Raw genomic sequence first — 15,109 nt, forward strand, 5'->3', positions numbered from 1 at the left:
CAAAATGCGGGAGAAATACATATAATTGAGAATAATTAAAAATTAGAACAAGATGTGTTTTTTAGTTACAATAAAAACATAGCTGACGCGGGAGAAATTTTCCGCTGGTAATAATAAAATTCTTTGCTGAATCATCGAAAAAAACGATTTGGCAAAATTACGCATACGATGCGTTTTACCGTTATTAAAATCCGCTCTCCCGAATACCCAATGCGGCAAGCCGCCGCCATACCGCGCCAACAATGGATTCTGTTTCCCCTTCCAGCATTACGCTGCCCCGCAATGGTTGTTGTGGTAGCGAGAATTGCCCTTCCTGTACCGAGAACCGGACACGGTACTGCGCCTGCACCGGTTGAGGGTTATGATCCCTATCGCGGCGTACGGCGATTGGACCGTGGCGATCGGATGCCAGTATCTCTTGCTGTAACCAGGCTGTACCGGTGGGCGCAATGTCTTTCAGTTGTACGACAAGACGAGGATATGCGGGGTCATCGGCGATAAAATAGCCTTGCATCCCCACTTCCGCGCGTTTTAGCGTATCGTCGGGTAAATATCCCTGTACTTTCCCGGCGCTCTGCCTGACCACACGGAGCAATGGCATATCCGATGTCAGCCAGCGACCTTGCGTCATATCTCGCGCAACATCTCTTACCTGGCCTGCTTGCGGCGCGGAGAGAGATAAACGCTGACGCTGCGCATCTAATCCTCGATAGCGGGCCAATGATTCCGCCAGTTGTCGGTCGAGTACCTGAGTTGCGCTGGCGGTTTCCTGACGTCCAGCTTCACGTTGCCGCTGTTGTTGCAAAATCGCAATTTGCTGACGTTCAATATTGATGCGGTAGTCTAAATCGGGTGAAGTGAGATCCAGCAGTTTCTCACCGGCTTGAACTCGCTGACCGTCAGTGACATAGAGCGCTTTGACTTGGGCCGGAATAGGGGCATACAGTGAGCTGACGTTTTCAGCTTCCAGCACTGCAGGAATACGGATGCTGCTGCGCCAGGGAAACAGTAGCAGCGCCAATATCGCCACCAGAATCAGGCCTGAACGTAATAGCTTAACGGGATGAGCATTCTTACGCATGGAATACCAGATACGGGCTTCATTCATCACCGGAAGAGCAATAAACCAGCCAATTTCTATTGCCATCAAAATAATACCAACCACCTTAATGAAAAAGTGGTACACCATAAGTGCAATGCCGAAAAACAGGAAAAAGCGCCATATCCATGAGGCGTAGCCCCAGATCAACAGCTTGTGCTGCATTGTAGGCGACCAAGTTTCCGGTGCGGGATGACCGTAACCAAACAGTATTTCTCGCAGCCGCCAGCGGCACAGGGTGTAAGCGCGTTCCTGTAAGTTCTCTACTCGCCAGAAATCACTCAGTAGGAAGTAACCGTCAAAGCGCATCAGCGGGTTGAGGTTAACCACTAATGTCGTTATCCAGGTGGCGCTGGAGAGCATAAACGCAGCTGTACGCAGAGGTCCGTCTGGCAGCAGTGTCCATATCAGTAATGCGAGAATTGCCAGCAGTATTTCGGCCAGAATACCACCTGCGCCAATCAGCAAACGCGACCGACGGTTCTTGACTTTCCACGCATCACTCACGTCGGTATAGAACAGTGGGAATAGTACGATAAAGGCTACCCCCATGCTTTGCACTCGGCAGCCCGCGCGCTTGGCCATAAAGGCGTGCCCTAGTTCATGTATGAATTTGGCGATCACTAGCGACATTCCGAATACCACTATCCCTTGCAGACTGAACAGGTGTGGGAACGCGTGGGCGTAACTTACCCAGTCACGGCTGACCAGATAGAGCCCTAGCACCAAGATCAGCGGGAATCCCAGCAACAATAGCGGTGTTCCGTAGCACTTAAGCCAAGGCCAGCAACGGTTGAGCAGCGGATCAGGCCGCCAGAGCGGGATGCGGAAAAACAGATATTGGTGCAGCACTTTCTTCCATAGGCTGGTGTGCATGGCGCGGGCTTTAAGGAGATAACGTTGGCGCTGTTCGGCATCGCCCGATGTCACTAGATCGTGCTGGCGTAAAAAATGTAGCAACTGCTCCAGCTCTTTAACCTGTAGCGGTAAGCCCGGCTCTTGGTTAGCGGCGGCAAGCACCTGTTGTGGCACGCGTAAGGACCAGTGGCGCAGCAGGCGCAGAGCCGTCGGCGTTAGTGAAAAATAGCGGCCGGTAAGCGGGTCAGTCAGTACCCATTGCGGTGCACCATTAATACTCGCAGCAGATTCTACCAATTGGAGGTCGAGGCGTAGCGCCGGTAGCAGTAGGTTCATAGGCCGATTGCCTGACGGATCACGGAGAGCGGGCGACGGAAGAGATAGACCGCTAGCGGTACATATTCGCCTGACAATTTGGCTGTTCCGCGTAGGCCGATACGCGGCGGGGAATCGTTAAATCGGCCATCAAGCAGATAAGCAAGGTTACCTGTAGGTGTCTGCTCGGACTCATAGGCTATGCGTTCAAGCCTGGCCATATGCGGGGTGAGAGGGTCGCTATGGAGGAACAGAGTGATGGGCGCATCCTGTTTTAGCCTAATGGCATCACCCACATCCAGCTCAATGCGTAGGGCTGCAAACGCAGGATCGGCCAGTTCCATTAAGCGCTCGCCGGTACGCACCGGTTTGCCAATCCAACGGTCGGCGTCGGCAAACACGGCAATACCGTCGCGGTCGGCGCGAATTACCGTGCGACTGAGCAGGGCGTTAGCATAGTCGCGCTCGGCCCGTTTTTGCGCCACCTGTGCGGCTAGGAAATCGAGTTTTGCTTTGGAATCTGCATCTTGGAAAGCACGCTGCGAGCTGGCGCGAAACTCCGCTTCGGCAACATTCAGCGTGCGCTCGGCCACGTCGGCCTGTGCTTTCAGTGTGGTTTGGTCAAAGCGAACCAAGAGGTCACCCTGTTGCACGCGCTGATTTGGTTGCACGGCAAAGGACTGGATCACGCCGTCTAGCGGTGCCGCGACAACGCGTCCATGGTAAGGGACTACTTCAGCAGGTGCCAGTACTGACTGGCGCACCGGAATACACAGGCAGGCGAGCAATACCAGCAAAGGGATAGCCATCTTCCAGCGTCCTTTGCGGCGGTGCCAGTGGTTAGTTTGCGGCTCCAGAGCCAGCCACGCATGGCTGAATGCGCCAGCAAGCTGTTCAGCCAGCACTCGGTCAGCGTTTTGCCACGGCTGTTCGCGCGCGTACCAGATGCCACCAAACCCTTCTCCCTGACGGTCTTTGAGCGGTGACCACAGGGCTTCAGGGGCGGAGAGGGCCAGCCAGTCACTGCGGCTTTGTTCGTCGAGTCGTGCCGCTTCAATGATGCCACACTGGTTGAGCGGTTTACCGTCAATCGCCTGCAAATGGGTACAAGCACGTTCGATAAACGCCACAAATGGTGCATGGGGGGAGGGTTGAGTGACACCCGTTACCGCGCGCACCCGACCGTTAATAACGAGTGCGGCATGACGATAACCGAACAGCGGCTGGCTGTCATTAACGATGCAGTAGGCCAGCTCTTCACTGCTAGCCGCAGCTCTGGCCTGCTGCTCAATATCAAGAAAACGGGCAAAGACCGCCGCACTGGCTGTGGTTGATATGGGAGAAGTATTCACTTCGCCTCCAGGATTTGCGCCGTGCCACTCATGCCTGCCATCAGACTGGGGTCAGCATTGTTCAGTGTGCCTATAATCCCGATGGTCTGGCTGCTTTCATCAATGCGTGCGCCGAGTCGTGCGATGCTGGCCTGTAATGGTTTTCCGGTTTCATCTGGTGTAAAGGTGAAGGTCAAACCAGGTTTAAGTATTGACAACAGACGGGAGGAAACCAGCAAGTTGATCTCAAGGTGGCGGTTGTTCACCATATCCAGCAGTGGCGAGCCCTGGGCTACGCTTTCAAAGGGTTGCGCACGGCGTTTCACTATTTGGCCATCAAACGGTGCAGTGATGCGACAGCGGTTCACCTGAATCTGGTACACTTGGCTTTCGGCCTGAGCCTGGGCTAAATGGGCGGAAGAGAGTGCTACGGCATGCCTGCCAACCGACTTGAGTTGCGCCAGCTGTTGGTTCTGTCTGAGTTCAGCTTCTGCTGCTCTGGCTGCAGCTTGTGATGCGGCAAGCTGTGCCTGATAAATACTGCAATCGAAGCGCACGAGAATATCCCCTTTTTTGAACGCTTCGCCCTCTTTCAATGGCATCTCCACTATACGACCGGCCAGTTCGCTGGAGAGGGTAGCCTGCTCGACAGCCACTAGAATACCGCGTGACTGGTTATCGGTGTGCGTCTGCGTGGAGTCCCCTACGGGAGAAGAAGTTAAGAGCGGATCGGTAGCCTGTGCTGAGGGCATGTGGAGTAGTGAACCCACTAAAAGCAGCATCAGGGTACAGCGGTAAATAGACTCGTTCACTTTCATCACGCTTGTCTGCCTTCCATGTGTAACTGGTTGCTGGTGAATTGGTTACGCGATGCGATTGAATGTTACGGTGTGTTATTTATATGTAATGTAGTGCGCCAAGGTATAGCAAGCAAGGAAAACTCGACGAACGATAAGGATATGTCTGGTGATAATTCCCACGGCATTGAAATGGAGACATACCAGCTGCTGCGATGAAAAGTAAAAAAGACCTGCCAGTTTCTGACAGGTCTTTTTGTCTACTTACGTTAGAGATGTATTGAGTACGCGAATGTGTACTCAATACATAACCTAAAGGTTGGATTTCGTCTATCTTATTGAAATGTTTGTGTATGATTTAATTATACGTTGAACAGGAAGTTCATGATATCGCCATCTTTAACGATATAGTCTTTACCTTCGGCACGCATCTTACCGGCTTCTTTGGCGCCTTGCTCACCACGGTATTTGATGAAGTCGTCGAATGCGATGGTTTGTGCGCGGATAAAGCCTTTTTCAAAGTCAGTGTGAATTTTACCTGCCGCTTGTGGCGCAGTGTCACCCACAGATATAGTCCACGCGCGCACTTCTTTCACGCCCGCGGTGAAGTAAGTTTGCAGGTTCAGCAGTTTGTAACCGGCGCGGATCACGCGGTTCAGACCTGGCTCTTCGATACCCAGCTCAGCCATAAATTCAGCTTTATCTTCGTCTTCCAGCTCGGCGATATCGGCTTCGATAGCGGCACAAACAGGAACCACGACTGAACCTTCAGCGGCTGCGATAGCGCGAACTTTGTCCAGATACGGGTTGTTTTCAAAACCGTCTTCGTTCACGTTAGCGATGTACATGGTTGGCTTCAGGGTCAGGAAGCTCAAGTACTTGATGACAGCTTTTTCATCATCGCTCAGATCCAAGGTGCGCAGCATCTGGGCATTTTCCAGATGTGGCAGGCACTTTTGCAGCACTTCCTGCTCCAGCTTGGCATCTTTGTCGCCGCCCTTAGCACGTTTTTGTACACGCTGCAGAGCGCGCTCACACGCTTCCAAGTCAGACAGCGCCAGCTCGGTGTTGATCACATCAATATCATCAGCCGGGTCAACTTGGCCAGCAACGTGAATGATGTTGTCGTTTTCAAAGCAACGAACAACGTGACCGATCGCTTCGGTCTCACGGATGTTAGCCAGGAATTGGTTACCCAGACCTTCACCTTTGGATGCGCCTTTTACCAGACCGGCGATATCCACGAATTCCATGGTGGTCGGCACAGTGCGCTGAGGGTTGATGATCTCAGCCAGCTGGTCAAGACGTGGATCCGGCATCGGCACCACGCCGGTGTTAGGTTCAATGGTGCAGAACGGGAAGTTAGCTGCTTCGATACCCGCTTTGGTCAGGGCGTTGAACAGGGTAGATTTACCCACGTTAGGCAGACCTACGATGCCACATTTGAATCCCATGATGTAATTACCTTCTACACTCGAAATGTCATGCACGAAAAAGGGTGCAAATCAAACTATAGATTATATCACAGCTTTACCGGCATTGAGCAGGGCTGCTGTGCGTGAACGCTGGGGCGAGCTATCAAACCATCAGACGTTGGCTTTGAACGCATGTAGGCGATTCATGGCGGCCAGCATGCCATCTTTCATCAGCACATCGGTGCAACGCACCGCCTCATCAATGGCATCATCAATCAGACGCTGCTCGGCAGCCTGTGGTTTACCTAGTACAAACCCCGTGACTTTATTTTTATCGCCCGGATGACCAATACCGATCCGCAGGCGGTGGAAGTTCGGGTTGTTCCCGAGCTTGCTGGCAATGTCTTTCAACCCGTTGTGACCGCCGTTACCGCCACCGAGTTTAAACTTGGCCACGCCCGGAGGCAGATCCAGCTCATCATGGGCGACCAGAATTTCATCGGGGTTAATGCGATAAAAAGAGGCCATCGCCGCCACGGCTTTACCGCTTAAGTTCATAAAGGTGGTCGGCACCAGTAGGCGCACATCTTGACCATGGATACTGACACGGCCGGTATAACCGAAAAACTTGGCTTCTTCTTTTAAGCTGGTGTTATAGCGGCGTGATAGCAGATCCAGATACCAAGCTCCGGCATTATGGCGGGTAGCCGCGTACTCGGCTCCAGGATTGGCCAGACCGACCAACAGTTTAATCGTACTCATGACAGTCTCGGATTGATAAATATAACGGATGCAGGCGATACCCTGCTCGAGTTCACCGGGCAGGGTAGACAATGGGCGCTATTCTACACGCTGGCGGCCTAGAATGACAAAAGGCACCCGAAGGTGCCTTTTTGCATGTAGCCATTAATACCGTTGGGAATTAATGTTCAAACATGGCAGAGATTGACTCTTCATTGCTGATACGGCGGATGGCTTCAGCCAGCATGCCTGACAGAGTCAGTACGCGTACTTTGTCCAGCGCTTTGAACTCAGGAGTTAATGGAATGCTGTCGGTTACAACCACTTCATCAATCATGGAGTTCTTGATGTTGTCGATTGCAGTACCAGAGAACACTGGGTGCGTGGCATAAGCGAATACACGCTTCGCGCCGCGCTCTTTCAGTGCTTCAGCCGCTTTACACAGCGTACCACCGGTATCGATCATGTCGTCAACCAAGATGCAGTCACGGCCATTCACATCACCGATGATGTGCATTACCTGAGACACGTTGGCACGTGGACGACGCTTGTCGATGATCGCCATGTCGGTATCGTTCAGCAGCTTAGCGATGGCGCGCGCGCGCACAACACCACCGATATCCGGAGAAACCACAACCGGGCTGGTCAGGTTTTTCGCCAGCATGTCTTCCAGCAGAACTGGGCTGCCGAACACGTTGTCAACCGGAACATCGAAGAAGCCTTGAATCTGCTCGGCGTGCAGGTCAACCGTCAGAACACGGTCAACACCCACGTTGGACAGGAAATCAGCCACTACTTTTGCGGTAATAGGTACACGAGCAGAGCGTACGCGACGATCCTGACGGGCATAACCGAAGTAAGGGATAACCGCAGTGATACGACCTGCCGAAGCACGACGCAGAGCATCTACCATTACCACCAGTTCCATCAGGTTGTCGTTGGTTGGGGCACAGGTAGACTGGATAATGAAAATGTCACCACCACGGACATTTTCGTTAATTTGTACACATACTTCGCCGTCGCTAAAACGACTCACAGTAGCGTCGCCAAGAGAGATGTACAAACGGTCAGCGATGCGTTGTGCCAGTTCCGGCGTTGCGTTACCAGCAAAAAGCTTCATGTCGGGCACGAGAAGAACCTCAGGCTTGCGTCCAGGATACGGGGGGAATCTGACGGGCCTTTTAACGGCAGACAGCAGGTATCTGTCGGTAAAATGCACCAGCCCGTAAGGGCCAGATTCAATCAGTAAATCAATTTAGTTGTTCACGGATATTCGTTTACGCTGCAGTCATGTCACGAAACTGCTGTAAGGTTTGTTGCAAAGGCGAGATGTTAACGCCTTTGGCTACAAATCCTTGCAACCAATTCGGTGCCGACTGCAAAACTGTACGGGCAGCGGCTTCTGTATCAAATTCAGCAAAGACACAGGCACCGGTACCGGTCAGTCGAGTCGGGGCGTATTGTAACAGCCAAGAAATAAGGTGTTCAACCTCGCGAAAACGTTTTCTTGCGACATTTTCGCAATCGTTTTCGTATGGCGCTGCCATCAGGGCTGTCAAAGTACGCTCCGGGGTATTACGGGTCAGTTCGGGATCGCCGAAGATTGCCGCTGTAGGAATGCTGATGCCGGGATGCGCCACCAGATACCATTTTTCTTGTGGTGCGCAGTCTTGCAACTGCTCACCGACGCCTTCTGCAAAAGCGGCATGGCCGTGCACAAACACCGGCACATCGGCGCCCAGTTGCAGTCCTAATTGTTCAAGCTCGCTACGGCTACATCCGGTTTGCCACAAACAATTGAGCGCCACCAGTGTCGTCGCTGCATTCGATGAGCCGCCGCCTAAGCCGCCGCCCATTGGCAGAATTTTATGCAGGCGAATATCCGCGCCTTGTGTGCAGCCGGTATGCTGTTGCAACAGGCGTGCCGCGCGGATGATCAGGTTGTGCTCATCGGGAACATCAGGGATAGAAGGAGATAACGTTAGCACCCCGTCAGGACGGGGAATAAAGGAGAGGCTGTCGCCATAATCCAGAAACTGAAACAGGGTTTGCAAAGAGTGATAACCATCGGCACGGCGGCCAGTGATATATAAGAACAGATTCAGTTTGGCCGGCGAAGGCCACTGTAGTGGCTGCGCCGGTGGGCAATCAGAGTATCCAGTCATCGATTTTCAGTTTGATCCGTTGGTCGCCTTGTGTCAGTTCCATTGCCGCAGGTAATACCGGGTTGGAATTCACATCATAACTGTTGTAGCGCATCATCCAAGTGCCATCCGGCGTGACATGCTGCAAGGTGGCTAGCCGTTGTCCGGCCAAGGTGTAAGTATCGTTATCACCGGGCAGGCCGAGAATCCAGTGGCGCAAATTGGTCACCGGAATTTGCATTCCGGTCAGGCGATACACCAATTCATCGGCATTGACGCCTTGATAGGTTTTACCATCGTTATCTTTTAGCGTGATATTGCCGGGTGCGGCGCTGATTTCCAGTACTGTGCCACCGAGTGGGTTGAGTAACAGTAGCTGATAATGCTCTGCATCCTTCTGTTGCAAGAAGAAACGTGCAGATTGGCGGCGTTGTGGCGTGAGATAAGCAAAGGTGCCGCGTGCCTGAAAGCGGCTGAGGTCGTTTAACTGCTGCACATGGGCAGACCAGCTAACGGGTGGGCCAACCGGTTCGGGTGGCGTGCTGACACAGGCGCTAAGCAACCAGACCAGTGTCAATGGCAGCAGGCGCAAATAAATGGATTTCGGCATGATAACGAAGAAAATTCAGTAAGAAACGTAGTATAGCCGATCTTGATTTTACCGGCCAGCCATTGATCTGTGCGACCTGCGTGCGTGATTGCTTTAATTGATCGACATCATCAAGTAGAATAAAGCGCACTATTGATGATGTATCAACTCTTCATATCTGACTGATTCTGCATGGCATTGCTTGCTCTCGGTATAAACCATAAAACCGCACCGGTTGCGCTGCGGGAGAAAGTGGCTTTCTCTCCAGAAAAGATGACGCTGGCTCTGCAGAGCCTGGCGGCGCACCCGGTTGTGCGTAGCGGGGTAGTGCTGTCTACCTGTAACCGTACCGAGTTGTATCTGAGCGTAGAAGATACCGCGCAGGCCGGCGAATCGCTGATTACTTGGCTGTGTGATTTCCACCAAGTGCCAGCCCATCCGTTACGCGACAGCGTATATCTGCACCATGATCAACAAGCCGTCACCCATTTGATGCGGGTGGCCAGTGGCTTAGATTCTCTGGTTCTCGGTGAGCCGCAAATTCTGGGGCAGGTCAAAAATGCTTATGCGCTGGCGCAAGAGCGGTTATCGCCCGATTTAGAGCGTCTGTTCCAGAAAACCTTCTCGGTGGCTAAACGGGTACGCACCGAAACCGAAATCGGTGGTAGCGCGGTGTCGGTGGCTTTTGCTGCTTGTACCTTAGCGCGTCAGATTTTTGAGCATATGGCGAATTTGACCGTGCTGCTGGTGGGAGCGGGGGAAACCATCGAGCTGGTGGCGCGTCATCTGAAAGAGCACGGTGCCAAGCGGATTATCATTGCTAACCGTACGGCCGAGCGCGCACAAGCGCTGGCGACGGAAGTGGGCGCGGATGTGATTTCGTTGCCACAAATTCCTGAACATCTGATGCAAGCCGACATTATTATCAGCTCCACCGCCAGCCCACTGCCGATTATCGGTAAAGGGATGGTGGAGCGCGCACTGAAAGCGCGCCGTTATCAGCCGATGTTGCTGGTGGATATCGCAGTACCGCGCGACATCGAAGAGGAGGTGGGGCATCTACCGGATGCCTACCTGTATACGGTGGATGATCTGCTGGCGATTATCGAGCGCAACTTGGCGTTGCGTAAAGCTGCGGCGGTGGAAGCGGAAGCTATCGTGAAGGAAGAGAGTTTGGCCTTCATGCAGTGGATGCAATCGCAAAGCGGTGTGGAAACCATTCGCGAATACCGCTCGCAAGCTGATTTAACGCGTCAGGAGCTGGTAGAAAAAGCCTTGCACTCACTGCGTAATGGCGGCGATGCCGAAGCGCTGCTGGTGGAGCTGGGGAATAAACTGACCAACCGCCTGATTCATGCCCCGACTCAGGCGCTGCAACATGCCGCCAAACAAGGCGATCACGATCGTCTGGCTATTTTACGTACCAGCCTTGGGCTGGACGTCTGACTGACTGTTTTCTCACAGGATTTACGCTTTTCATGAAGCCTTCCATTGTTGCCAAATTAGAGGCGCTGCTTGAGCGCCATGAAGAAGTTCAAGCGATGCTGGGTGAGCCGTCGGTGATTGCCGATCAGGAGCGCTTTCGTGCATTGTCCAAAGAGTATGCCCAGCTGACCGATGTGGTGAAGTGTTTCCGTGATTGGCAGCAGGCACAAGAGGATCTGTCGACCGCCGAAGAGCTGCTCGATGATCCCGAAATGCGTGATATGGCGCAAGATGAGCTGAATGCTGCGAAAAATAGCATCGAGCAGTTGGAGCAAGAGCTGCAAGTTCTGTTGCTGCCAAAAGATCCTAACGATGAGCGTAACTGTTATCTGGAAATCCGCGCCGGTGCAGGCGGTGACGAAGCGGCCATTTTTGCCGGTGATCTGTTCCGGATGTACAGCCGTTTTGCCGAAGCGCGTCGCTGGCGGGTGGAAGTCGTCAGCTGCAGCGATGGCGAGCATGGCGGTTACAAAGAAATGATCGCCAAGATCAGCGGTGATGGCGTGTACGGCGTGCTGAAATTTGAATCCGGCGGTCACCGCGTGCAGCGCGTGCCGGCAACGGAATCGCAAGGCCGTATCCACACCTCAGCCTGTACGGTGGCTATTTTGCCAGAAGTGCCGGAAGCGGAAATTCCAGATATTAATCCGGTCGACCTGAAAATTGACACCTTCCGCTCCTCCGGTGCCGGTGGTCAGCACGTTAACACCACTGATTCCGCGATTCGGATCACGCACTTGCCAACCGGTTTGGTGGTGGAGTGTCAGGATGAGCGTTCACAGCATAAGAACAAAGCTAAAGCGATGTCGGTGTTGGCCGCGCGTTTGCGAGCCGCTGAAGAAGAAAAGCGTCATCAGGAAGAGGCGTCTACCCGTCGTAACCTGCTGGGCTCTGGCGATCGCTCCGATCGCATCCGTACTTATAACTATCCACAAAGCCGCGTGACGGATCACCGTATCAACCTGACGCTGTACCGTCTGGAAGAGGTGATGGAAGGTAAGCTGGATATGCTGATCCAACCGATCGTTCAAGAGCATCAAGCCGACCAGTTGGCTGCGCTGTCAGAGCAGGATTGAGTTTGATGCGCACCGATGAATGGTTGCTCGCCACGACGGCGCGTTTACAGCGCGCCGGCAGTGAAAGCGCGCGCCGTGATGCCGAAATCTTGTTTGGTCATGTGACGGGCAAAAATCGCAGCTTCTTGCTGGCGTTCCCGGAGTATACGTTAAGCGGTGAGCAGTGTGAGCAGCTCGATGCGCTGGTGTGCCGGCGCGAGCAAGGCGAGCCGGTGGCTTACGTGATTGGTGAGCGCGAGTTTTGGTCCCTACCGCTGCGCGTATCTCCAGCAACCTTGATCCCGCGTCCGGATACGGAACGTTTGGTGGAAGAGGCGTTAAACCGGCTACCCGCGACCCGTACCCTGCTTCTGGATTTAGGCACAGGCACCGGCGCGATTGCTTTGGCGCTGGCCAGTGAGCGGCCCGATTGCCAGATTATCGGCATTGATGTGCAGCCCGATGCCGCCGCTTTAGCAGCAAGCAACGCGGAACGTTTAGGGATAAACAATGCCTGTTTTCTAACGGGCAGTTGGTTTGAGCCGTTACGCGCCTTAGTGCCCGCGCCGCGTTTTGCGCTGATCGCCAGTAACCCTCCTTATATTGATGCCAAAGACCCGCACCTGACGCAGGGCGATGTGCGTTTTGAACCGCGCAGCGCACTGGTGGCCGATGAGCAAGGGCTGGCCGATATTCGTGTGATTGCGGCGCAGTCACGCGAGTTTTTACTGCCCGGTGGCTGGTTGTTGGTCGAGCATGGCTGGCAGCAAGCGGCTGCGGTGCAGGCGATTTTCCATGCGGCAGGTTATCAGCAGGTGGAAACCGTACAAGATTATGGCGGCAATGATCGGGTAACGTTGGGTTGTTATGCCGATGTGCCTGCTTAATTTAATATGCTGACTTTAATAGCTTACTTTAATCAAAGTAACGCAATAAGAGATTGTTAACTCAAACTGTTAACCAATAAGGACGTGGCCCCATGTACATGTTTTTAAAGCACCTGCATCTGACCACCATCGCGATTTCTGTCACGCTGCTGGTTTTGCGTTTTATCGGCAGCATGCTGCACGCCTCAGTGATGCAAAAGCGCTGGGTGAAAATCGTTCCTCATATCAATGACACCATTTTGCTGCTCACCGGCGTTGGCTTGATTGCGGTCACGGGTTTTTATCCGTTTACGCCACACAGCGCGTGGTTGACTGAGAAATTGCTGGGCGTGGTGATCTATATCCTGCTGGGCTTTGTGGCGCTGCGCGAAGGGAAAAACAAAGCGATTCGCACGTTTGCCCTGTTGGGTGCGTTAGGCTGGATCTGGCTGATAGCCCAAATGGCGATGACCAAAGTTCCTTTGTGGTAATCGTGCGTGGCGATAAGCTACACGGCAGCGATGACACGAGAGCCGCTGAACGAGAACTGCACCTGTGACTGACGATGTGACAGAAATAGTGACGGAAATTGTGACCGAAATAGTGGCAAAACCAAAAAGCAAAATCCTGTTTGATTTTGAAGAGCACACCCTCGCGCAAGGATTGAGCTGGCTGGCTGGCCGGGTATTTCCGGATTTTGATGCCGATGAGGTCGAACGGACGCTGGCGCAGCTCTGTGATGACGTTCGTGAGTTGCACGTGGTCGGCCCTGAGCTTGCGCGCACGCTGGCGTTGCTGGAAATGGTCTATCAAGACTGGGGTTTTCACGGCGATTACCAGACCTTTTATCGCTCCGATAACTTGCGGCTGGATAAAGCACTGAGTACTCGTCAGGGTGGTCCGGTGGTGCTGGGCATTTTGCTGCTGACGCTGGCCTCTGAGCTGGATTTACCGCTGTATCCGGTGGTGTTCCCAACGCAGTTTTTAGTGCGTGCTGAATTCGATGACACGACGCTGTTTATCAATCCGTTCAACGGCGAGATTGTGGATGAGCATATCCTGACGGCGTGGCTGAAAGGCCAAGAGGGCATGCTGGCTGAGCTGTGTGATGAAGACGTGGATATCAGCAGTCATTCGCAGGTCATGATGCGCGTGATGGATGCAATGAAAGCCGCCTTGATGCACGAGAAAAGCGGCGAACTGGCGCTGCAAGTCAGTGCTTTGTTGTTGGAGCGTAGCCCCGGCGATCCGTATGAGATCCGTGATCGTGGCCTGATTTATGCCACACTGGATTGTATCCAGGCCGCCAAGGATGATTTAACCTATTTTATCAAGCAGTGCCCGAAAGATCCGGTGATTGCTCTGGTGCGTGAACAAGTGCGCGCACTGTCGATCCCTGAAGTGGTGCTGCACTGAGTTCTTACCTACGTAAAGGTCAAACGCATGCAACAGAAAAATGTACGTATCGGCGATATTGATGTCGCGAATGATAAACCGTTTGTGCTGTTTGGCGGCATGAACGTGCTGGAATCGCGCGATATGGCAATGCGCGTGTGTGAGCACTATGTTGAAGTGACCAACAAACTGGGCATTCCGTATGTGTTCAAGGCGTCTTTTGACAAAGCGAACCGCTCTTCTATCCACTCTTACCGTGGTCCTGGCTTGGAAGAAGGGATGAAAATCTTCCAAGAGCTGAAGCAGACTTTCGGCGTGAAGATCATCACTGACGTGCACACTGAAGCGCAGTGCCAGCCAGTGGCTGACGTGGTTGACGTTATCCAGCTGCCAGCGTTTTTGGCGCGTCAAACCGATCTGGTGGAAGCGATGGCGCGCACCGGCGCGGTGATCAACGTGAAAAAACCACAGTTCCTGAGCCCAGGTCAGATGGGTAACATCGTTGATAAGTTCGCTGAGTGCGGCAACGATCAGATTATTCTGTGCGATCGCGGTAGCAACTTTGGCTATGACAACCTGGTTGTGGATATGCTGGGTTTCAACGTGATGAAGAAAGCGTCTAACGGTAGCCCAGTGATCTTTGACGTGACTCACGCCCTGCAGTGCCGCGATCCGTTTGGCGCTGCGTCTGGTGGTCGTCGTGATCAAGTGGCGGAACTGGCTCGTGCCGGAATCGCCGTTGGGATCGCCGGTCTGTTCTTAGAAGCGCATCCGGATCCGGTCAATGCCAAGTGTGATGGTCCATCCGCGCTGCCACTGGCTAAACTGGAGCCGTTCTTGCTGCAGATGAAAGCCATTGACGATTTGGTGAAAGGCTTCCCTGTGTTGGATACCTCTTGCTAAGCATGCGGCTATCATGCACCGCGTGATGTGTTCGATGATGCACTTGCCGGTGGGTGATAGCGTTATCGAAACATGAGCGGCAAATAGCAACATGAAAAAAGGCATCCTAAGGGATG

General features: G+C 53.3%; 14 protein-coding genes. 6 read left to right on the plus strand and 8 right to left on the minus strand.

Annotated elements, in window-relative coordinates; translation table 11 throughout:
* Nucleotides 1–184: 184 nt before the first annotated feature.
* The 8 genes from NCTC9997_RS04900 to lolB all read right to left on the minus strand — a co-directional run bounded on the left by NCTC9997_RS04900 (nucleotide 185) and on the right by lolB (nucleotide 9,310).
* On the minus strand, nucleotides 185–2,293 hold the full coding sequence (locus NCTC9997_RS04900; RefSeq protein WP_064977467.1) for an HlyD family efflux transporter periplasmic adaptor subunit: 2,109 nt from the start codon (nucleotides 2,291–2,293) through the stop codon (nucleotides 185–187).
* Nucleotides 2,290–3,624 carry an efflux RND transporter periplasmic adaptor subunit gene (locus NCTC9997_RS04905; RefSeq protein ID WP_064977468.1) on the minus strand — a complete coding sequence of 445 codons (1,335 nt, stop codon included), beginning with the start codon at nucleotides 3,622–3,624 and terminating at the stop codon, nucleotides 2,290–2,292. Before NCTC9997_RS04905 ends, NCTC9997_RS04900 begins: the two co-directional genes overlap by 4 nt.
* Complete coding sequence (locus tag NCTC9997_RS04910) at nucleotides 3,621–4,385, minus strand: efflux RND transporter periplasmic adaptor subunit (protein ID WP_052242310.1); 765 nt, start codon at nucleotides 4,383–4,385, stop codon at nucleotides 3,621–3,623. Before NCTC9997_RS04910 ends, NCTC9997_RS04905 begins: the two co-directional genes overlap by 4 nt.
* Nucleotides 4,386–4,762: 377 nt before the next feature.
* Nucleotides 4,763–5,854, minus strand: a complete 1,092-nt coding sequence (ychF, locus tag NCTC9997_RS04915; RefSeq protein ID WP_010862060.1) for a redox-regulated ATPase YchF — start codon at nucleotides 5,852–5,854, stop codon at nucleotides 4,763–4,765.
* A gap of 132 nt (nucleotides 5,855–5,986) precedes the next feature.
* Nucleotides 5,987–6,577: an aminoacyl-tRNA hydrolase gene (gene pth, locus NCTC9997_RS04920; RefSeq protein WP_010862059.1), complete on the minus strand. Its 591-nt coding sequence runs from the start codon at nucleotides 6,575–6,577 to the stop codon at nucleotides 5,987–5,989.
* Between the two features lie 160 nt (nucleotides 6,578–6,737).
* Nucleotides 6,738–7,685, minus strand: coding sequence for a ribose-phosphate pyrophosphokinase (locus NCTC9997_RS04925; RefSeq protein WP_010862058.1), 948 nt, complete (start codon nucleotides 7,683–7,685; stop codon nucleotides 6,738–6,740).
* A 148-nt stretch (nucleotides 7,686–7,833) separates the two neighbouring features.
* Nucleotides 7,834–8,721: a 4-(cytidine 5'-diphospho)-2-C-methyl-D-erythritol kinase gene (gene ispE / locus NCTC9997_RS04930; RefSeq protein ID WP_052181227.1), complete on the minus strand. Its 888-nt coding sequence runs from the start codon at nucleotides 8,719–8,721 to the stop codon at nucleotides 7,834–7,836.
* Nucleotides 8,705–9,310, minus strand: a complete 606-nt coding sequence (lolB, locus tag NCTC9997_RS04935) for a lipoprotein insertase outer membrane protein LolB (RefSeq protein WP_064977469.1) — start codon at nucleotides 9,308–9,310, stop codon at nucleotides 8,705–8,707. Before lolB ends, ispE begins: the two co-directional genes overlap by 17 nt.
* Before the next feature lie 171 nt (nucleotides 9,311–9,481).
* Between lolB and hemA the strand changes: the two genes are divergently transcribed.
* From hemA to kdsA, 6 genes are all read left to right on the plus strand, one after another.
* Complete coding sequence (hemA, locus tag NCTC9997_RS04940) at nucleotides 9,482–10,735, plus strand: glutamyl-tRNA reductase (RefSeq protein ID WP_064977470.1); 1,254 nt, start codon at nucleotides 9,482–9,484, stop codon at nucleotides 10,733–10,735.
* Between the two features lie 32 nt (nucleotides 10,736–10,767).
* Nucleotides 10,768–11,850, plus strand: coding sequence for a peptide chain release factor 1 (prfA, locus tag NCTC9997_RS04945; RefSeq protein ID WP_010862054.1), 1,083 nt, complete (start codon nucleotides 10,768–10,770; stop codon nucleotides 11,848–11,850).
* 5 nt (nucleotides 11,851–11,855) lie between these two features.
* Nucleotides 11,856–12,716: a peptide chain release factor N(5)-glutamine methyltransferase gene (gene prmC / locus NCTC9997_RS04950; protein ID WP_064977471.1), complete on the plus strand. Its 861-nt coding sequence runs from the start codon at nucleotides 11,856–11,858 to the stop codon at nucleotides 12,714–12,716.
* 92 nt (nucleotides 12,717–12,808) lie between these two features.
* A complete protein-coding gene (locus NCTC9997_RS04955; protein WP_010862052.1) occupies nucleotides 12,809–13,186 on the plus strand; it encodes a SirB2 family protein in 378 nt (125 codons plus the stop codon).
* 64 nt (nucleotides 13,187–13,250) lie between these two features.
* The gene (locus NCTC9997_RS04960; RefSeq protein ID WP_082935480.1) at nucleotides 13,251–14,111 is read left to right on the plus strand and encodes a SirB1 family protein; all 861 of its coding nucleotides are present in this window, start codon (nucleotides 13,251–13,253) and stop codon (nucleotides 14,109–14,111) included.
* A gap of 27 nt (nucleotides 14,112–14,138) precedes the next feature.
* A complete protein-coding gene (kdsA, locus tag NCTC9997_RS04965) occupies nucleotides 14,139–14,993 on the plus strand; it encodes a 3-deoxy-8-phosphooctulonate synthase (protein WP_010862050.1) in 855 nt (284 codons plus the stop codon).
* Nucleotides 14,994–15,109 lie beyond the last annotated feature (116 nt).

The sequence above is a fragment of the Plesiomonas shigelloides genome (assembly GCF_900087055.1).
Classification (GTDB): domain Bacteria; phylum Pseudomonadota; class Gammaproteobacteria; order Enterobacterales; family CAMTGL01; genus Plesiomonas; species Plesiomonas shigelloides.